The sequence below is a fragment of the Vallitalea maricola genome (assembly GCF_036985595.1).
Lineage (GTDB): Bacteria > Bacillota > Clostridia > Lachnospirales > Vallitaleaceae > Vallitalea > Vallitalea maricola.
Map to the genome: position 1 here is coordinate 1 of NZ_BTPU01000104.1, position 16081 is coordinate 16081.

The 16081-nt window shown below is 30.1% G+C and carries 12 protein-coding genes; 3 read left to right on the top strand and 9 right to left on the bottom strand.

The genetic code is table 11. The features are described 5' to 3' along the window. Nucleotides 1-672: 672 nt before the first annotated feature. From AACQ14_RS22770 to AACQ14_RS22785, 4 genes are all read right to left on the bottom strand, one after another. On the bottom strand, nucleotides 673-1377 hold the full coding sequence (locus tag AACQ14_RS22770; protein ID WP_339365847.1) for a CvpA family protein: 705 nt from the start codon (nucleotides 1375-1377) through the stop codon (nucleotides 673-675). Nucleotides 1378-1389: 12 nt separating this feature from the next. After that, nucleotides 1390-2529, bottom strand: coding sequence for a DUF5711 family protein (locus AACQ14_RS22775; RefSeq protein ID WP_339365848.1), 1140 nt, complete (start codon nucleotides 2527-2529; stop codon nucleotides 1390-1392). Between the two features lie 5 nt (nucleotides 2530-2534). Continuing rightward, nucleotides 2535-3659: a YkvI family membrane protein gene (locus tag AACQ14_RS22780; protein WP_339365849.1), complete on the bottom strand. Its 1125-nt coding sequence runs from the start codon at nucleotides 3657-3659 to the stop codon at nucleotides 2535-2537. A gap of 89 nt (nucleotides 3660-3748) precedes the next feature. Next, nucleotides 3749-5188: a glycogen synthase gene (locus AACQ14_RS22785; RefSeq protein ID WP_339365850.1), complete on the bottom strand. Its 1440-nt coding sequence runs from the start codon at nucleotides 5186-5188 to the stop codon at nucleotides 3749-3751. 373 nt (nucleotides 5189-5561) lie between these two features. On the opposite strand from AACQ14_RS22785, the gene pepF reads away from it, so the two are divergent. Continuing rightward, nucleotides 5562-7367 (top strand): oligoendopeptidase F, encoded by a 1806-nt coding sequence (gene pepF / locus AACQ14_RS22790; RefSeq protein ID WP_339365851.1) that lies wholly within the window; start codon nucleotides 5562-5564, stop codon nucleotides 7365-7367. A 41-nt stretch (nucleotides 7368-7408) separates the two neighbouring features. Here pepF and AACQ14_RS22795 read toward each other — a convergent pair whose 3' ends face one another. Continuing rightward, complete coding sequence (locus AACQ14_RS22795; protein ID WP_339365852.1) at nucleotides 7409-8269, bottom strand: AraC family transcriptional regulator; 861 nt, start codon at nucleotides 8267-8269, stop codon at nucleotides 7409-7411. A gap of 212 nt (nucleotides 8270-8481) precedes the next feature. On the opposite strand from AACQ14_RS22795, the gene AACQ14_RS22800 reads away from it, so the two are divergent. Then, nucleotides 8482-10812, top strand: a complete 2331-nt coding sequence (locus AACQ14_RS22800; RefSeq protein WP_339365853.1) for a sugar-binding domain-containing protein — start codon at nucleotides 8482-8484, stop codon at nucleotides 10810-10812. Between the two features lie 155 nt (nucleotides 10813-10967). On the opposite strand, the gene AACQ14_RS22805 is transcribed toward AACQ14_RS22800, so the two are convergent. Beyond that, on the bottom strand, nucleotides 10968-12134 hold the full coding sequence (locus AACQ14_RS22805; RefSeq protein ID WP_339365854.1) for a LysM peptidoglycan-binding domain-containing protein: 1167 nt from the start codon (nucleotides 12132-12134) through the stop codon (nucleotides 10968-10970). A gap of 333 nt (nucleotides 12135-12467) precedes the next feature. Here AACQ14_RS22805 and yyaC point away from each other — a divergent pair, with 333 nt between their 5' ends. Beyond that, nucleotides 12468-13043: a spore protease YyaC gene (gene yyaC / locus AACQ14_RS22810; RefSeq protein ID WP_339365855.1), complete on the top strand. Its 576-nt coding sequence runs from the start codon at nucleotides 12468-12470 to the stop codon at nucleotides 13041-13043. Nucleotides 13044-13053: 10 nt separating this feature from the next. Here the strand turns inward: yyaC and AACQ14_RS22815 are convergent, their stop codons facing one another. From AACQ14_RS22815 to AACQ14_RS22825, 3 genes are read right to left on the bottom strand one after another with little or no spacing between them, the layout of a single operon-like run. Then, nucleotides 13054-14460 carry a PH domain-containing protein gene (locus tag AACQ14_RS22815; RefSeq protein WP_339365856.1) on the bottom strand — a complete coding sequence of 469 codons (1407 nt, stop codon included), beginning with the start codon at nucleotides 14458-14460 and terminating at the stop codon, nucleotides 13054-13056. Continuing rightward, nucleotides 14444-14926: a PH domain-containing protein gene (locus AACQ14_RS22820; RefSeq protein WP_339365857.1), complete on the bottom strand. Its 483-nt coding sequence runs from the start codon at nucleotides 14924-14926 to the stop codon at nucleotides 14444-14446. Before AACQ14_RS22820 ends, AACQ14_RS22815 begins: the two co-directional genes overlap by 17 nt. Nucleotides 14927-14960: 34 nt before the next feature. Further along, nucleotides 14961-16022: an endonuclease/exonuclease/phosphatase family protein gene (locus AACQ14_RS22825; protein ID WP_339365858.1), complete on the bottom strand. Its 1062-nt coding sequence runs from the start codon at nucleotides 16020-16022 to the stop codon at nucleotides 14961-14963. Nucleotides 16023-16081 lie beyond the last annotated feature (59 nt).

Consider the following 16081-nt stretch of genomic DNA (forward strand, 5'->3'; position numbering starts at 1 on the left):
ACGCCGCCAGCGTTCATCCTGAGCCAGGATCAAACTCTCATTGGACTGATTTTTTAAGGTTAGAATTTCTTAGCTTTGATTTTAAGATTAAATTGTCTTAATTATCAAAGGTTAGTTATTCTTAACTTAAAACATCGTATAAGTTTTAATCTTGACCAGATTGCTCTGGCTTATATTTTATAGACTATCGTCTTTATCCATTAATTTACTAAGGAATTTTCTTGGGTAAAACTTATTACTAAGTTTTTGGTTGTTTCACTGTTCAGTTTTCAAGGTTCTCTGTTATTCTTGTGTTTGCTGCCTTATTTGTCAGCGAAAAGAATTATATCACCCCACATAATCAAAGTCAAGCGTTTTTTGAATATTTTTTTTGTAATTAAATTTTATTTTCAAATTGTATAAGGTCCAATTACTGTTATATACTGGCTTCACACCATCTTATAAATGTATAAAACTAAAATATATTTTTTCCTATATTAATTCAAATTATGCTATTATTATACCTAAAAAAAATTATTTTATATAAAAAAATATATTTATGGAGTCACCTCAAGAAAACTAAAGAAAGCCTAAATCCTACTTTTTGGATTTAGACTTTTACCCTATTATAAAAGATATTCTATTATTAAATCACTTTTAATTTCTTTACAACCATTAAATGAAATTAGATATCTATACAATACTCTTCTTAATATTAGTAACAAAATTCATCAGTAAATTATTATCATATAAATACCTAGCAACTTCAGACACTTTTAATGTATCAAAAACATTACTTAAGTTTGGATTAGTACTCATAAGAGATATAACCAAGAATAAAATCCAAACTATGATAACTCCTTTGATAGCACCAAGAACTAATCCTCCTATTTTATTAATTTGATTAAGAACTGGTAATTTACTAACTAAATCAAGTAGATTAATTATTATCTTGACAAGAATAGTAACTACAATAAATACTCCTAAAAATGAAATAATATTTATTATTAATGTAGTAATTAAACCACCTATGTAGTCACCTATACTATTTACATTAAGTAAATTATATACCTCACTATTATTGTTAGTCACCAATATATGTTTAAATTGTTCAGGCAAATTTAACTGATTGATAAAATTAATTTGTTCTCCTGTTGAATTAACGTTTTCAGTTGCGCTATTTAAATTCAATAAGCCAATTATGGAATTCTTTATAGAACCATATACCCCTGTATTCTTAATCAAGAATTCACTTACATGTGGATATATATACATAGTAAGTACAACCGATACAATTAATGAAACAAAACTGAAAAGAGTCTTAATTAACCCTCTTTGATAGGATATAATTGCACAGATTGCAATAATTCCTACTACCACTATATCTAACCAAGTCATCTTATATCCTCCTTATTTTGTTAATTTTACTACCTCATACTCATTTTGTAAAACAATCAAGAAAGTATTATTACCAAAGGGTATAATATCTTTGACATCACCTTTTACAGTTGACTCCCAATTAATTTTACCATTATAATATTCTCTAATAAATAATTCGCTTTCAACATAGTATTTATTCTCATTTCCAATCAATCTAGTTATTTCATTATCAAATTCTGTTACGTTTAATGATTTTCCTTCTTTATTGTATGTAACTAGACTGTTATCCTTATAATTTCCTTCATTCTTAATAGGTCTTCCATAGATAACAAGCAATTTATCCTCTGTGTAGTCGACCTTGCTTATTTCATTAGGTACTTCTATTTTTTCTATTTCTTCAGGTATAACATTTACCTTATAAAAAAGAATTCCATTATCACCTACAGCAGCAACATGCTCATTATCCAAAAATCTGATTTCAGGAACCACAGTTTCATCAATGCTAAAACCTCCTGTTACTCTTTCAGCATAATCACTACCATTATCACTAAAATTAAAAAATGTTAAATTTGATACTAACGAATTCCCTTTAACGTAAAGATAACTGGTAACCATTTTAGAACCATCTTCAGAAATATCAAAAGCTAAAGGATACCCATCATTTTCAGTAAATGTCTCTCTATGTATTAACTTAGTTCCATCTGCATCAAAAAGCTCTATAACATGTCCTTTGTTCTTTTGTCCAATGATTGCAACTATTCCATTTTCATTGATATCAAACATTAGAATCGGAGAACCAACATTATAATCTCTAACAAAACCGTTTTCATTAAATAGATAAAGATCTCTGGCAGATATATCTGCCACTGCTAAATAATTTTTCTCTTTGATAACTTTTGGATTCATCATATTGAATGTCTTATCCCATATGGTTGTCCCATTAGTATCCATCATAGTAACACCATCTTTTGAAGATCTTACTATGTTTTTCCCTAACTTACTTATATGTACTTTATCAGCAGGATTATATTCAAGGCTATTTAATACCTCTAATTTGACTTTCCCACTAACGAATCCAAAACCTTTAGGTCTTATAATTAGAACATATGCTGTTATAGATGCTATAACCAACAACATTATCAAAAAAATTTTTATCCTTTGTTCCTTCAAAAATTTCACCTGCTTTTAATATTTTTAGTAAGAGTTTTTCCAAAAGGAAACATGCTATTTTTAATTTTAACCTTAAACTGTTCATATTTCATTTTTACAAAGTAAACCAATATAAGTATAACTTCAAATACACCTATGTATCCGAAAATAGGATATATTTTACCTACCATATTAGAAAAACCTATCTGAGAAAATATAATCGCAAATAAAATGAAAAAAGCTAATTTTATCTTCCCATGTTTGGTATTGATCGATTTCAACTTGGATAATATCCCATATCCATTAGCAATAGCAGTTGTAAACATGGCAGAAATCATAACTACAATATAAATATATTGTAACACCTTGGCATATCTCATTACAATAGCTAACATAGGAATTTCTATTCCTTGTATATCAGAATAATGAACCAATATAACAAAGCCTAATATAATTCCTATCATTCCTAATGCTATTCCTGCCATTAATGAACCTAATCTTGCGATAAGTTTGCTCTTAACTAATTTATGCAGAGTTGTAAGCACTACAACAGCAGTAATTATATTATATGATACATAAATGATGGCTGAACTTAACCAATTATCTCTAACAACTAAAAATACTTCTACAACTTTATTCATTACAGCAGTGCTTCTGAAAAACCACATGTATAATCCTACAATCAAAACCCCAATAAGCAAAATAGGTGCTAATATTGAGTTAACAGCTATAACTCCTTTTACATCAAACAAGAATGTAATATAACAACAAACTGCCATAGCAAGAACCCCTACTTGGTATGGTATATGAAATCTCTGCTGGAACAATGCTCCTGAACCTGCAAACATTGCACAAAAACATACAAACATAAAAAATATAACTGAAAGCTCTAGTATTTTCCCAAATGTTTTTCCCGCAATAGGATAGATGAATTCTTTATAATTTGTAGATTTGTTAAAAAACAGGATTTCCAGTACAGCCCAACCTACTATAGCAAACATTACGCCTGTAAGTAATAATCCTATCATACCTTTATAACCATAATAAGCAAAAAATTTCATTAATTCTTGCCCAGAAGCAAATCCTGCTCCTAAAACAGTTCCTATATATACAGATGCTATCTTTATAGAATTTTTAAAATCTAATTTCAATCAATCAACTCCTGAACATAATGTACATTATATATTTATGTTCACAAAGTGTAGTTAATACCATATTACTATAATTATAATAGGTTAATCTAATCTTTTATTTTAATTAATTGATTATATTTTTCTATATATTTTTTAGCTGAGTTATCCCATGAAAATCTTTGATTCATACAATTAGCAACAATACATCTCCATTTATCTTCATCATTATATGTTTCTAAACCTTCATTAATAGCTTCAATAAATTCATTTACATCATATCTGTCAAATACGAACCCTGTACCTTTGTTTAATCCAAAAGGTATAACAGTATCAGCTAGACCACCTGTTTTCCTAACTATAGGAACAGTACCAAATCTCATACTGTATATCTGTGATAATCCGCATGGTTCAAATAGAGATGGCATCAAGAAGAAATCACACCCTGAATATATGAGTCTTGCCATTTTTTGATTGAAATCTATTATTACTCCTAGTTTATCAGGATATTTATTTGATAAGTCCATTAATGCTTGTTCGTATTTTTTATCCCCTGTACCTAATATAACAAATTGTAAATCTTCATCAATTAATTCCTCTATTGCTTTTAAACACAGATTTATCCCTTTTTGTTCACTAAGTCTTGATACCATACCTATTAAAGGTACTTTTTTTACTGGTAAACCAATTTTCTGTTGTAAAAAATGTTTATTCTCGTACTTTACCATTAAAACATTATCTATATTATAATTTCTATAAACATATTCGTCTGTCTCACAATTGAACTTATCATAATCTATACCATTAATGATACCATATATTTTGCTTTTATATCGTCTTAGGATTCCATCTAGTCCATAGCCATATTGGGGAGTTTGTATTTCCTTAGCATAATTGTCACTAACTGTAGTGATTATATCACAGTAGATGATACCGCCTTTCATAAAAGAAATATTGCCATAGTACTCTAATTTATTACTATCATAATATTTATGAGACAAACCGATTCTTTCCAGAGAACCACTACCAAAGACTCCTTGATACTGTAGATTGTGTATAGTATACACAGTCTTAATACTATTATAGAAGTTTATATGTTTATACTCATTTTTTAGAAGAAACGGTATTAAGCCACCATGCCAGTCATTAACATGAATTACATCTGGTTTGATATTAAGCACCATCAACATTTCTAGAACTGCTTTTGAAATAAAGCCAAATCTTATATCGTCATCATCATACCCATACAAATTATCTCTTTCAAAATATTCCCTACTTCCTATAAAGTAAGTAGTAAGCCTTTTTTCTTCATATTTATAGATCTTAGCTTCATTTGCTTTACCTGAGGTTTCTACAATAAAACTACCAACTTCATTTAATCCATACTTTTCTTCTAACCCTTTATATTTTGGCATCACTCTTATCATGTTGAGTCCATTATCAGCTAAAACTTCTGGTAAACATTCTCCAACATCTCCTAAACCACCCGTTGTACCAAAAGGTGCAATCTCAGCTGAAACATAGAGAACACTCAATTTATTTTTCATCATAATGATCCTTCCTTTTAACAGACAATATGAAATATTCAAAATATACATCTATGATTATACCACAATTAATTTAAGAAAATCATTAAAGTTTTATTAAGCTGGTTAATATAATCTTTATATATCTGTTATATAATCGTATTTTTTTTCAACTTTTATAGTATATAAAAAAACACCATATAATATGCTAAAATTTTTAATTGCTGTAATGATGTAGATTATCCTGTTATTAGTATTATTGCTAATTAAATATAATTAAATCAAGTTTTAACTATTTTTTATAATTTTAAATATCTATTAACAAAAAATAATAATAAAAAATATAGAAACTTTAATGTATATATATTATACTACCATTGAAAGGAGTTGTTATAATATGAGTAAAATGGCAAAATTGCCTAAGAGAAATGAGATTAGTGATGAATTCAAATGGAGATTAGAAGATATGATTTCATCCAAAGAAGAATGGGAAAGCATGTACAAGGAAATTATGTCTATGACAGAGGAAATCACATCTTATTCAGGTAAATTAAAAGAATCAGCAGATACCTTACTTGATTGTCTTAAAAAGAGAGACCAATTAGAAGAAAAACTTTCAAGATTATATGTATATTCCAATATGAAATTACATGAAGATGCAAATAACTCTGAAGCACAAAATACAGCAGAAAAAGCTAATTCATTAATGGTAAAAGTTAATAGCAGTATTTCTTTTATTGAACCAGAGATTTCTTCTATGCCAGATGATCTTTTGAAAAGCTACGTGGAATCAACTGATGGATTAAAGCTCTACAAAACTTATTTTGATGATTTATTACGTAAAAAAGAACATATCTTAAGTATGGAAGAAGAGTTATTATTGGCTAGAGCTCAAGAATTGGCTGGAACACCAGAAAATATTTTTGCAATGTTCAATAATGCTGATCTCAAATTCCCTACAATCAAAGGTGAAGATGGCAGCGATGTGGAACTTACAAAAGGTCGTTATGTCACTTTTATGGAAAGCAAAGACAGACGTGTTAGAAAAGATGCTTTTGAGGCTTTGTATGGTACTTATAGTAAATATAAAAACACATTAGCAGCCACGTATAATGCAAATATTAAAAAAGATATATTCTATATGCAAGCCAAGAAGTTTAATTCAACTTGTGAAGCTAGTCTATTTGAAAATAATATTCCAGTTGCTGTATATGACCAATTAATTGAAACAGTTCATAAATATCTACCATTAATGCATCGTTATGTATCTATTCGTAAGAGAATGCTTAATCTGGACGAACTTCATATGTACGATGTTTATACACCAATAGTTAAAGACATTGATGTAAAAGTTACTTTTGAAGAAGCAAAAGAAAAGGTTCTTGAAGCACTTGCTCCACTTGGAGAAGAGTATTGCAACCTTCTAAGAAAAGGTTTCGATGAAAAATGGATAGACGTATATGAGAATGAAGGTAAGCGCAGTGGAGCTTATTCATGGGGTACTTATGGTGTTCACCCATATGTTTTACTTAACCATCAAGATAATGTAAATCATATGTTTACTCTTGCACATGAAATGGGACATTCACTTCATACTTATTATTCATCAAAAACTCAACCTTTTATATATGCAGAATATCCAACCTTCTTAGCGGAAGTTGCTTCAACAGTTAATGAAGCTTTGTTGATGGAATACCTACTAAAAACTACAGAAGATAAAAACCAAAGATTATATTTAATTAATTATTTCATGGAACAGTTCAAAGGAACACTCTATCGTCAAGCAATGTTTGCGGAATTCGAAAAAACAACTCATGAATTAGTTGAACAAGGAGAAGCTCTAACAGCCGATACTCTAAGTTCTATGTATCATGATATTAATGTAAAATATTTTGGCGAAGATATGATAATAGATAGTGAAGTTGATATGGAGTGGGCTAGGATCCCTCATTTTTACTACAATTATTATGTATTCCAATATTCAACTGGTTATTCAGCTGCTATTGCACTTTCTCAAAAAATATTAAAAGAAGGTGAAGAAGCAGTAACGAAATACAAGAACTTCCTTAAGAGCGGTAGTTCCGAATATCCTATTGATACTCTTAAAAAAGCAGGTGTTGATATGACTACTGCTGAACCTATTGAAAAGGCTCTAAAAGTGTTTGAAGGATTATTGGACGAAATGGAAAGTATAATCAAATAATCACACTGGAAATAGGGGCTGTCACACAATACAGCCCCTTGTTATTTTGTTCTGTATTGCCTAGGTGATTTACCAGTGTATTTTTTCATCATTCTACTGAAATAATATGTATTAGTGAATCCTACACTCTCGGCTATGTGCTCGATAGTCAAGTTACTGTTCTCAATTATTCTTGCAGCTTTTTTCAACCGATAATTATTAAGATGCTGTATAATAGTCTCACCTGTCATTTCTTTGAAAATCCTATTTGCGTAGTTGTTGCTTATTCCAGCATAATTAGCTATCTCACCTAAAGTTAACTTATGTTGATAATATTGATATATATATTGTCTGATATCATATACTATACGTTCTTTTGATAGTACATTAGGGTAAGATTCCTCTGTATATACTTGATTTATGATGCTATATATAATTTCTAATAATATACTTTTACATCTAAGCTGCCAAAACAGGGAATGTTGTTGGTAACAGCTAAGTAATTCCTGAAAATTACTACTCATCTTTTCAGAATCATTTATTACAATATGATAGGGAAAAGTAAAGCCATTATTCAAAAACACTTTTGGCCGTATCAAATGCTGTTGCTTGAGATACATATCATAGTAATCTATCTCTTCCTCTTCTGAAACGTAAAAGAAATCAAAATGCACCCATATGATGTAACTGTTCTTATCCATAATAAATAATTTGCTTGGAGTATTAGGGGGAATGAGTAATACAGAACCTGATGATAACATACTTTTCTCTGAAGCAATTTCTATTTTCCCTTTTCCTTTTATGAAATATAACATTTCATAGTCATATAATTTACGAGTGTAAGGCCACCCTGTTGAACCTTGAAGTCCTGCTCTTCTTATGAATGGATTAATTTCATTACTATCAATATTGATTTTTCTCATCAAATCAACCTCTCAGATTCTGTAATAATTCAACCGAAATCTAATCTTTTTTATTATATCATATAGAGTGATATTGTATAACTAAAAGTGATTTTATGTATTCAAATATTAATGATTCTTTACTTATAATAAAAGTAGCTTCAATCCATATTCGTTAATACCTATAGAGAAAAAAATAGATTGAAGATAACAATTGTAAAGGTGGCGTTAATATGCGAGAAATTATTTCATTAAACAGGAAGTGGTGTTTCATTAAAGGCGACGACAGTTCTTCTCATTTAAATGATTATGATGATAACAGCTGGGATATGGTTAACTTACCCCATAGTATTGATATAACACCAATCAATAGTAGTGGGGGACGTAATTATCAAGGTATATGTCGTTATAGAAAACATTTTTATCTAGAAAAAAGGGTAAAAGGCGAAAAAGTATTCCTAGAATTTGAAGGTGCTATGCAGGTTCTGGAAGTATGGGTGAACAATGAAAAACTGGCAACTCACTACTGCGGTTATACCCCTGCTGTCTATGATATTTCTTCACTTGTGAATTACAACGCTGAGAACATAATTTCAGTGAGATTGGATAATTCCGACAGAAGTGATGTTCCCCCTGGAAAGAAACAGCAAGACTTGGATTTTTCATATGATGGCGGTATATATAGACAAGTGAGATTACACAGGGTTAACCCCTTATATATTACAAATGCCGTATTAGAAAATAAAGTTGCTGGTGGTGGTTTATTCGTATCCTTTGATTCTGTATCAAAAGATAAATCCCAATTACGTATTCAAACCCACATCCGAAATGAATATAATGAATCTAAGACTTTTACTCTATGCCAAAAGCTATTTGACAAAAAAGACCGTTGTGTCAGTGATACCTATAATACCTATGAGTTAAACTCTTTAGAAGATGCTCATTATATACAATCTCAGGTAGTGATTAAACCAAATCACTGGCACCCTCACTCACCTTACATGTATAAATTAAGGACAGAAATCTTGATAGATGGTGAATTGATTGACCTTATAGAGACTCCTTTGGGGATTAGGGATTTTGAATTTACTAAAGATAAAGGTTTTCTTATTAACAATGAGCATCTAAAAATATCAGGAGCAAATTATCATCAGACTTTTATTCACGTAGGCAATGCAATGTCATCTAATCTCCTTAAACGAGATGCAAGAAAGCTTAGGGAAGCAGGAATGATTCATATTCGTTCTCATTACCCATTTTCAGAAGAGTTTATTGATGAATGTGATCAATTAGGTATAACATTGACCATAAGCAATCCTGGATGGCAATTCTACGAAGAAGGGATATTCAAAGAAAGAAGTTACCAAAATCTAAAAGATATCGTTAGATGGCTACGTAACCATCCTTCAATCATTATTTGGGAACCTATTCTAAATGAAAGCGTTATGCCAGAAGATTATCAGCTACGAGTTAATGAGATTGTTCATGAAGAATTGCCTTATGGTCCTTGTTATACTGGTTCTGACCAAGGATTAGGTGATATTTCATACCGTAAATTCGACCCTTATATGTTAGGTCCAAAATCAGAGAATTTTGACCCTGAAGCCTATAAAATCATAGATAAGCAAATTGACAAACCAAGATGGATTAGAGAATATGGAGATTATCCAGATAATTTTGTAGACCAAAGCTGTGCTTGGCGGGTACCTAGAGGTTGGGGTGAAGATATCATGCTTAAACAGGTTAGACGTATGATATGGAATAAGAACCCTTGGATGACTAACTACACCTATTTATATAACGATGCCAAATTATGTGGATTTGCCATGTGGCCGGGTATTGAACATAATAGAGGTTATCATATTAATCCTTGCTGGGGTGGATTCTTAGATTTACAGAGAATACCTAAATACAGTTTTTATTTCTTTAAGAGCCAAAGAGAACCTGATGACTATTTGGATCTCGTAGATTCTGGTCCAATGGTATATATCGCTAACAGCTGGTCTGAAGTAAGTCCTGATGATATAACTATTTTCAGTAATTGTGATAAGATAAGGCTTTATCATAATGATAGATTTATTGAAGAAAGGGAGCCTGATAAGATTAAGATACAACATCCTCCTTTTACCTTCAAGAATAATTTTTATTTTGGCAGAGAACGTTCTGAAATCAGAGCTGAAGGTATTATTGATGGTAAGGTTGTAGCTTCAGACAAGCGTTATTCTCCTGGAGTTCCTGTCAAGTTACATTTAGAAGGCGATTATATGGGACTTAATCTCCAAGCTGATGGATCAGACTTATTGTTTGTAAGGTGTATAGTCCATGATGATAAGAATAGCATTACTCCTTTGGCACTTGATAATCATGATATTCTTTTCTCTATAGAAGGTCCATGTAAAATTATTGGAGAAAATATTAAACGTCCTGAATTAGGGCAAACAGGTATCCTGATTCAATCAACTACCCAACCTGGAAATATTCATGTAAAAGCTGAACTTCTACATCCACAGAAATACGAAAAGATAGCAGTTAAATCTGGTTCTATAGAGATAACCACTTATTAATTAGTAACTTTCATTTCTTAACATCAATATAAAAAAGATAGAATAGGTTCAGTGAAATATCTAAACCTATTCTATCTTTTTAAATACTTGTAGCCATCCCCAAGATTATATTATCTGACAGCTATTATCATCTTATAAAATATTATTTTCAAACATTATGGTTTCGGTAGTTTGATTTCTTGTCCAACATAAATTTTATGTTTATTTGAAATATCATTCAACTTTTGAATGGTTGGTACCATATCCAATGTATTATAGAATTTCTCACTTATAGTATTAAGACTATCCCCAATTTGCACTGTATAGCTTGTTGGTATATCCTTTGGATTTATGGTTTGTGTCTTTGGTAGTGTTATTGTTTCAGTATCTTTTTCTCCACTTTCTAATCCACTTTTGGATGTTTGTCCATCATTATTGCTATTAGCATCAGATATTTCCTCACCTAATTCATTATTAACCATGATGCTGTTTTCATTTTCCAAGTCTATGACTTCTTTTTTTATATTATTATATTTTTCTGTCATGGTTTTCATAGCTGCTTGTAGATTATTAAGTTTTTCAATGTTATTCAATAATCCAATCCCCATAACAAGGCAGATAAGAACTAAACCGCCGCACAATATAGATAACATATTGATGAATTTCTTTTGATATAGATCATCTTTCCTTTGTTGTTCTTTCTTTCGGAATGTTTTAATGATATCATTATCCTCATCTATATCTTGCTCATTCTTTTCTTCCTTTTTAGTTTTATTCTCTAACATATAATTATGCATAGATGGATTCTTGTCATAGTATATATAATAACCTTTTTTCTCTACTAACTCACCATTTTCATATGCAAAAAATGAATCCTCTTTTTCCAGAGGGTCAACAATATATAAAACTTGTTTATCATCAATAAAATTCTTATTATGGTGTTCTTTCAAAAAAGAGGTTAATAATATACCATAGCCTGGTTGGGTATACATCCAACCAACTACACTGTAATCCTCAAAATACTTCCTTATTTTTTCATAGACATGGTACCATGTTCTTTCTGTTATACATAGATCTCCATTAACTTTCTCAGCATAATCACCTTGAATTGCACCATCTATTATGACTATTACATCATCCTTATAGGTATAATATTTCCCTATTAAAAAAGCTATCTGTTCAGATGATGTTTCTTCTGCTGCAAATTGATGCAGGTATGAATATACATAATCTTCCATGTAGATTCTATTACCCTCTCTGGCATCACCAATTTGACGAACATTTTTGGGAAGTGATTCAAGACCCTCTAGATATAATTTATTATTCTTATAATTTTCATTCATAATTCCCACACCCCATAAATACATTAAGTATATGAAGATAATAGCACATATAAATAAAAAATTTTATCAAAGCTTGTCTGTGAAATAGTTTTTTATTCGATACTAAATTTCCTTTTTTTGGAAAAAGTGATTTAGTATAGATCTTGATGCATTTATATGAAGATAATTGGTATTTATTGTAAATTATTTACAATATCTATTCCTTTGGTTTAATTAACTATTTTTTTGCTAAAAATATATATATCTAACATTAATATTCAATTCAATAGTTTATCTAGCTATATGTTTATGACTAAAATCCATTAAAAATTCTAAGAAAGTAGGCTGATAAAAGTGAGATTAAAAAGAAATTCCGAAGAAATTCATTATTATAATGTCAAAGATATATCTGCTATTAGTAATTTTTCTAATACGTTATTTAATCTTATAGAAAAGAACACAGATATCAATACCAGTATTGTTATTTTATGCATAGGAACTGATAGAGCTACAGGTGATTGTCTTGGACCAATAGTGGGATATAAATTAAAAAAGATGTTTCTTAACAATGTAACGGTTTTGGGAACATTAAGTAATCCTGTCCATGCCAAGAATATTGAAGAGACCGTAAATAATATCAAATCCAATTTTAAAAATCCTTTTATAATCGCTATAGATGCCTGCCTTGGTAAAATGGATCATATCGGATATGTAAGCATAGGAAAAGGCTCTATTAACCCTGGTGCAGGTGTTAATAAAACCTTACCTCCTGTTGGTGATATGTATATAACTGGAATCGTAAATTTTTCTGGTTTCATGGATATGCTTATATTACAGAACACTCGTCTCAACACTGTTATGGGTATGGCAGACTTTATTGCCTTCGGCATAAGAAGAACCATCAATAACTTGAAGATATCTGTTGGATAAGCATACTAACCTAAAGCTTGTCTATGTAGGTTTTAAATAAATGGTTACTAACATTTTGAACCGTTATGTTTTTCCCTAATATCTTACCCCATATGTTAATAGTATAATTACATACACTTTTCCTTCTTTGAAAATATGTATGTGACATTTTTATTGATTGTATGGAGCTTGTTTTAACTATAGATTGTTTTTTCCTGAATCCACCATAGGACATATATGCTAACTGGTCAGATATACCTATGCCAGTATTCTTAAACTGCATATGACCAAGTATTATAGCTAATCCTAATAATAGTAGACTTATAAAACCATATTGTACTTTATAGGTTACTATACATACAATTATTAATGTTAATAATAGTTTCTTAAGAACAAAACGAATATAGGCTTTTTTGGGTGCGTTGTCTATTTCACCATGATAATTAAACTCAGGCATCAAGTCATTGATTATCTTAACTCTTAAATCATCATTACAAAATGGAAATAATACTGCTCTTTCCCCTTTTTCGTCACCATATCCGATACTTTCGATCTCTATGGTGCTTACATGAAACAACTGCATTATGAATTTTTGTTTTATATGAATACCCTTAACCTTCTTCTTATCGAATGTATAATTTTTTTTACTTATTAAACCATGGCTTATGTGTAATTTATCATTTTCCACATAAACACTATAGTAAGAGTATTTTATACAGTTCTTGATAAAAGATATAATCAAACTGATTATGAATACTCCTAAAACCAAACCTACTATTATATAAGCGCTAAATTGAAACTTATTAATGTATTCTAGACTATCAAAATTAGTCATGTCCTCAAAATCATCCAAGTAGTTATATAATGCTAAGATGATCACTAGACCTTGAAAAACCGAATTAGATGCAAGTGAATAAAGAATCAAATCTTTGAAACCTAGTTTATACTTGCGTTCATTGGAGCTACTGTCATCTAAAATATTAGTTTCTTCATTATCATGTAGTAATCTTTGTTTAACCGCCAATGCTTTTTCTTTAGTCAGAGTCAGTGTTATTTCACTTTTATCTGCCTTGACATTTTCTGTATCAATTTTAATTTTTGATAAACTGAAAATACGTTCAAACAGCCCCTGAGAAATATCAATAGTCGTTATTTTCTCTATAGGCACTTCTCTCTTATTAATATTCATTATTCCCTTTTGATAAAATATGGAATTCTCACTAATATAATATGTTGTTTTATACCATGCCAATACATAGAATAGGACAAATAGGATTATTAATCCAATAATTATTAGTATAGAAATCATGAATCCAAGTCTTTTATTTACGTAAGTGAAAATCAATATGATTATAACAATTTGGCTAATTATCCCACTAAAAATCTGTTTTAACACATGTAAGGGATGGTTTCTCTCTACATCATTCAATACTTTCACCTGCTTCTACGACACTTGCTAAATTCTTGGATATCTCTTCTGCTTCATCGTTAGTCAATGCAGGAATCTCATGCAATCCTCCTGCTGTATTAAGTCTGATTGTTGATAAACCATACCTTCTATGAATGGGTCCTTGATTAACATCAAGAAATTGCAATCTAGATATGGGAATTATTATTTTCTTTCTTACAAAAATACCATGAACCAATTCGATTTTATCATCAGAAATACTATACTTCCATTCCTTATATTCAATTAAAGGAAATAAAAAAGCATATAAGAGTAAGTAACCGTTAATTATTACGGTAAGTATATTTATAATTAATCTTTCCATTGTATTATTGATAATTGGCATTAGAAATCCGTAGATTCCAACAAAATATATTGCTGCAAATATGACTAAAAATATGGTTCTTGCTATAATCCAGGCTTTTACAGCTTTTTTATCTATCTTTTTGTAACTCATTGTATATCTTTCCTCCTAAAACTACCATATCCTTCTATTTCAATATAAATTCCAATGTAACTGGATTATGGTCAGTGTATTCAAAGTCAAGTTGATGACCTTTTACACTTACTATATCCACATTAGGTGATACAAGAAAACCATCAATGACACTTAGATAATTCTCACCTTTTTTATAAGGTATATCTACTGTTCTATTAGTTGGAACATTCTTATCTGCTCCCCATTTAAAACCTTCTGGTTTGAAGTCTTCTGGAATCTCCTTAAGCCACTCTGGCCACTCCCTGCTTGATTCAAATATATTAGAATCCGTACCTGGTATAGCATGATTCCAATCACCTGCAACTACAACATAATTGCCTTTTTCATATTCCTTGCTTATGTACTCTTTCAAAAAACCTAACTGTTGTTTTCGTATGACTCCACCTTTGTCATATGCCGATAAGTGTGAATTGAGTAGAACCAGTTCCTTGCCATCTTCAACAGGTAATCTGCTTTCTATGAAACATCTGTCCAGAAGTGCCAATTGTCTCGGCCACTTCTCTTTTCCTGGATATCCATAACGATTAGTTTCATCTATCTTATATTTTCCCAATGTAACCAAACCTGATTTTACACTGCCATGAGGTTTTGCCAGTGGTACTGGTACCCAAGGAACTTTATAATTTATACAATACGTTGAACTATAATCAGTTAAGTTTTCTTTCAACTGTTCATATTCATTGATATTATAGCTTCTAGTTGCTTTTATATCAACTTCCTGAAGTAGAATGAAATCTACAGTCTGAACTTCAATGAATTCAGTAATACCCTTAAGATTTTCTAATGTCTTTTCTTTACTTTTTGACCTTGAACCTGTACCCCCATCCATAAAAAAGTCTTGTCCTGCATCCAGTCCACAATAACCAATATTAAATGTTAATGCTGATAGTTTAGTTTCTTTTGGTAAGATATTATTCAGGTTATTTTCAACATTAAGTGATATGACTTCTTTTGGTTTATAATCTGTTACTGTCATAAAAACGAAGTATATTACAACAACTAAAACTAGTAGTACTACAATGATACCTAACACTTTCAAAAACCTTCTCAACATAATAAAACCTCCATTTTTTATTGGATTAATCCTCAGGCTTAATAATTATGCTAGAATAA

What these genes read in the sequence shown, in the direction of transcription:
- AACQ14_RS22770 (WP_339365847.1), bottom strand. Translation starts at nt 1,377, where the DNA reads ATGACTTGGTTAGATATAGTGGTAGTAGGAATTATTGCAATCTGTGCA.
- AACQ14_RS22785 (WP_339365850.1), bottom strand. Translation starts at nt 5,188, where the DNA reads ATGATGAAAAATAAATTGAGTGTTCTCTATGTTTCAGCTGAGATTGCA.
- pepF (WP_339365851.1), top strand. Translation starts at nt 5,562, where the DNA reads ATGAGTAAAATGGCAAAATTGCCTAAGAGAAATGAGATTAGTGATGAA.
- AACQ14_RS22795 (WP_339365852.1), bottom strand. Translation starts at nt 8,269, where the DNA reads ATGAGAAAAATCAATATTGATAGTAATGAAATTAATCCATTCATAAGA.
- AACQ14_RS22800 (WP_339365853.1), top strand. Translation starts at nt 8,482, where the DNA reads ATGCGAGAAATTATTTCATTAAACAGGAAGTGGTGTTTCATTAAAGGC.
- AACQ14_RS22805 (WP_339365854.1), bottom strand. Translation starts at nt 12,134, where the DNA reads ATGAATGAAAATTATAAGAATAATAAATTATATCTAGAGGGTCTTGAA.
- AACQ14_RS22820 (WP_339365857.1), bottom strand. Translation starts at nt 14,926, where the DNA reads ATGAGTTACAAAAAGATAGATAAAAAAGCTGTAAAAGCCTGGATTATA.
- AACQ14_RS22825 (WP_339365858.1), bottom strand. Translation starts at nt 16,022, where the DNA reads ATGTTGAGAAGGTTTTTGAAAGTGTTAGGTATCATTGTAGTACTACTA.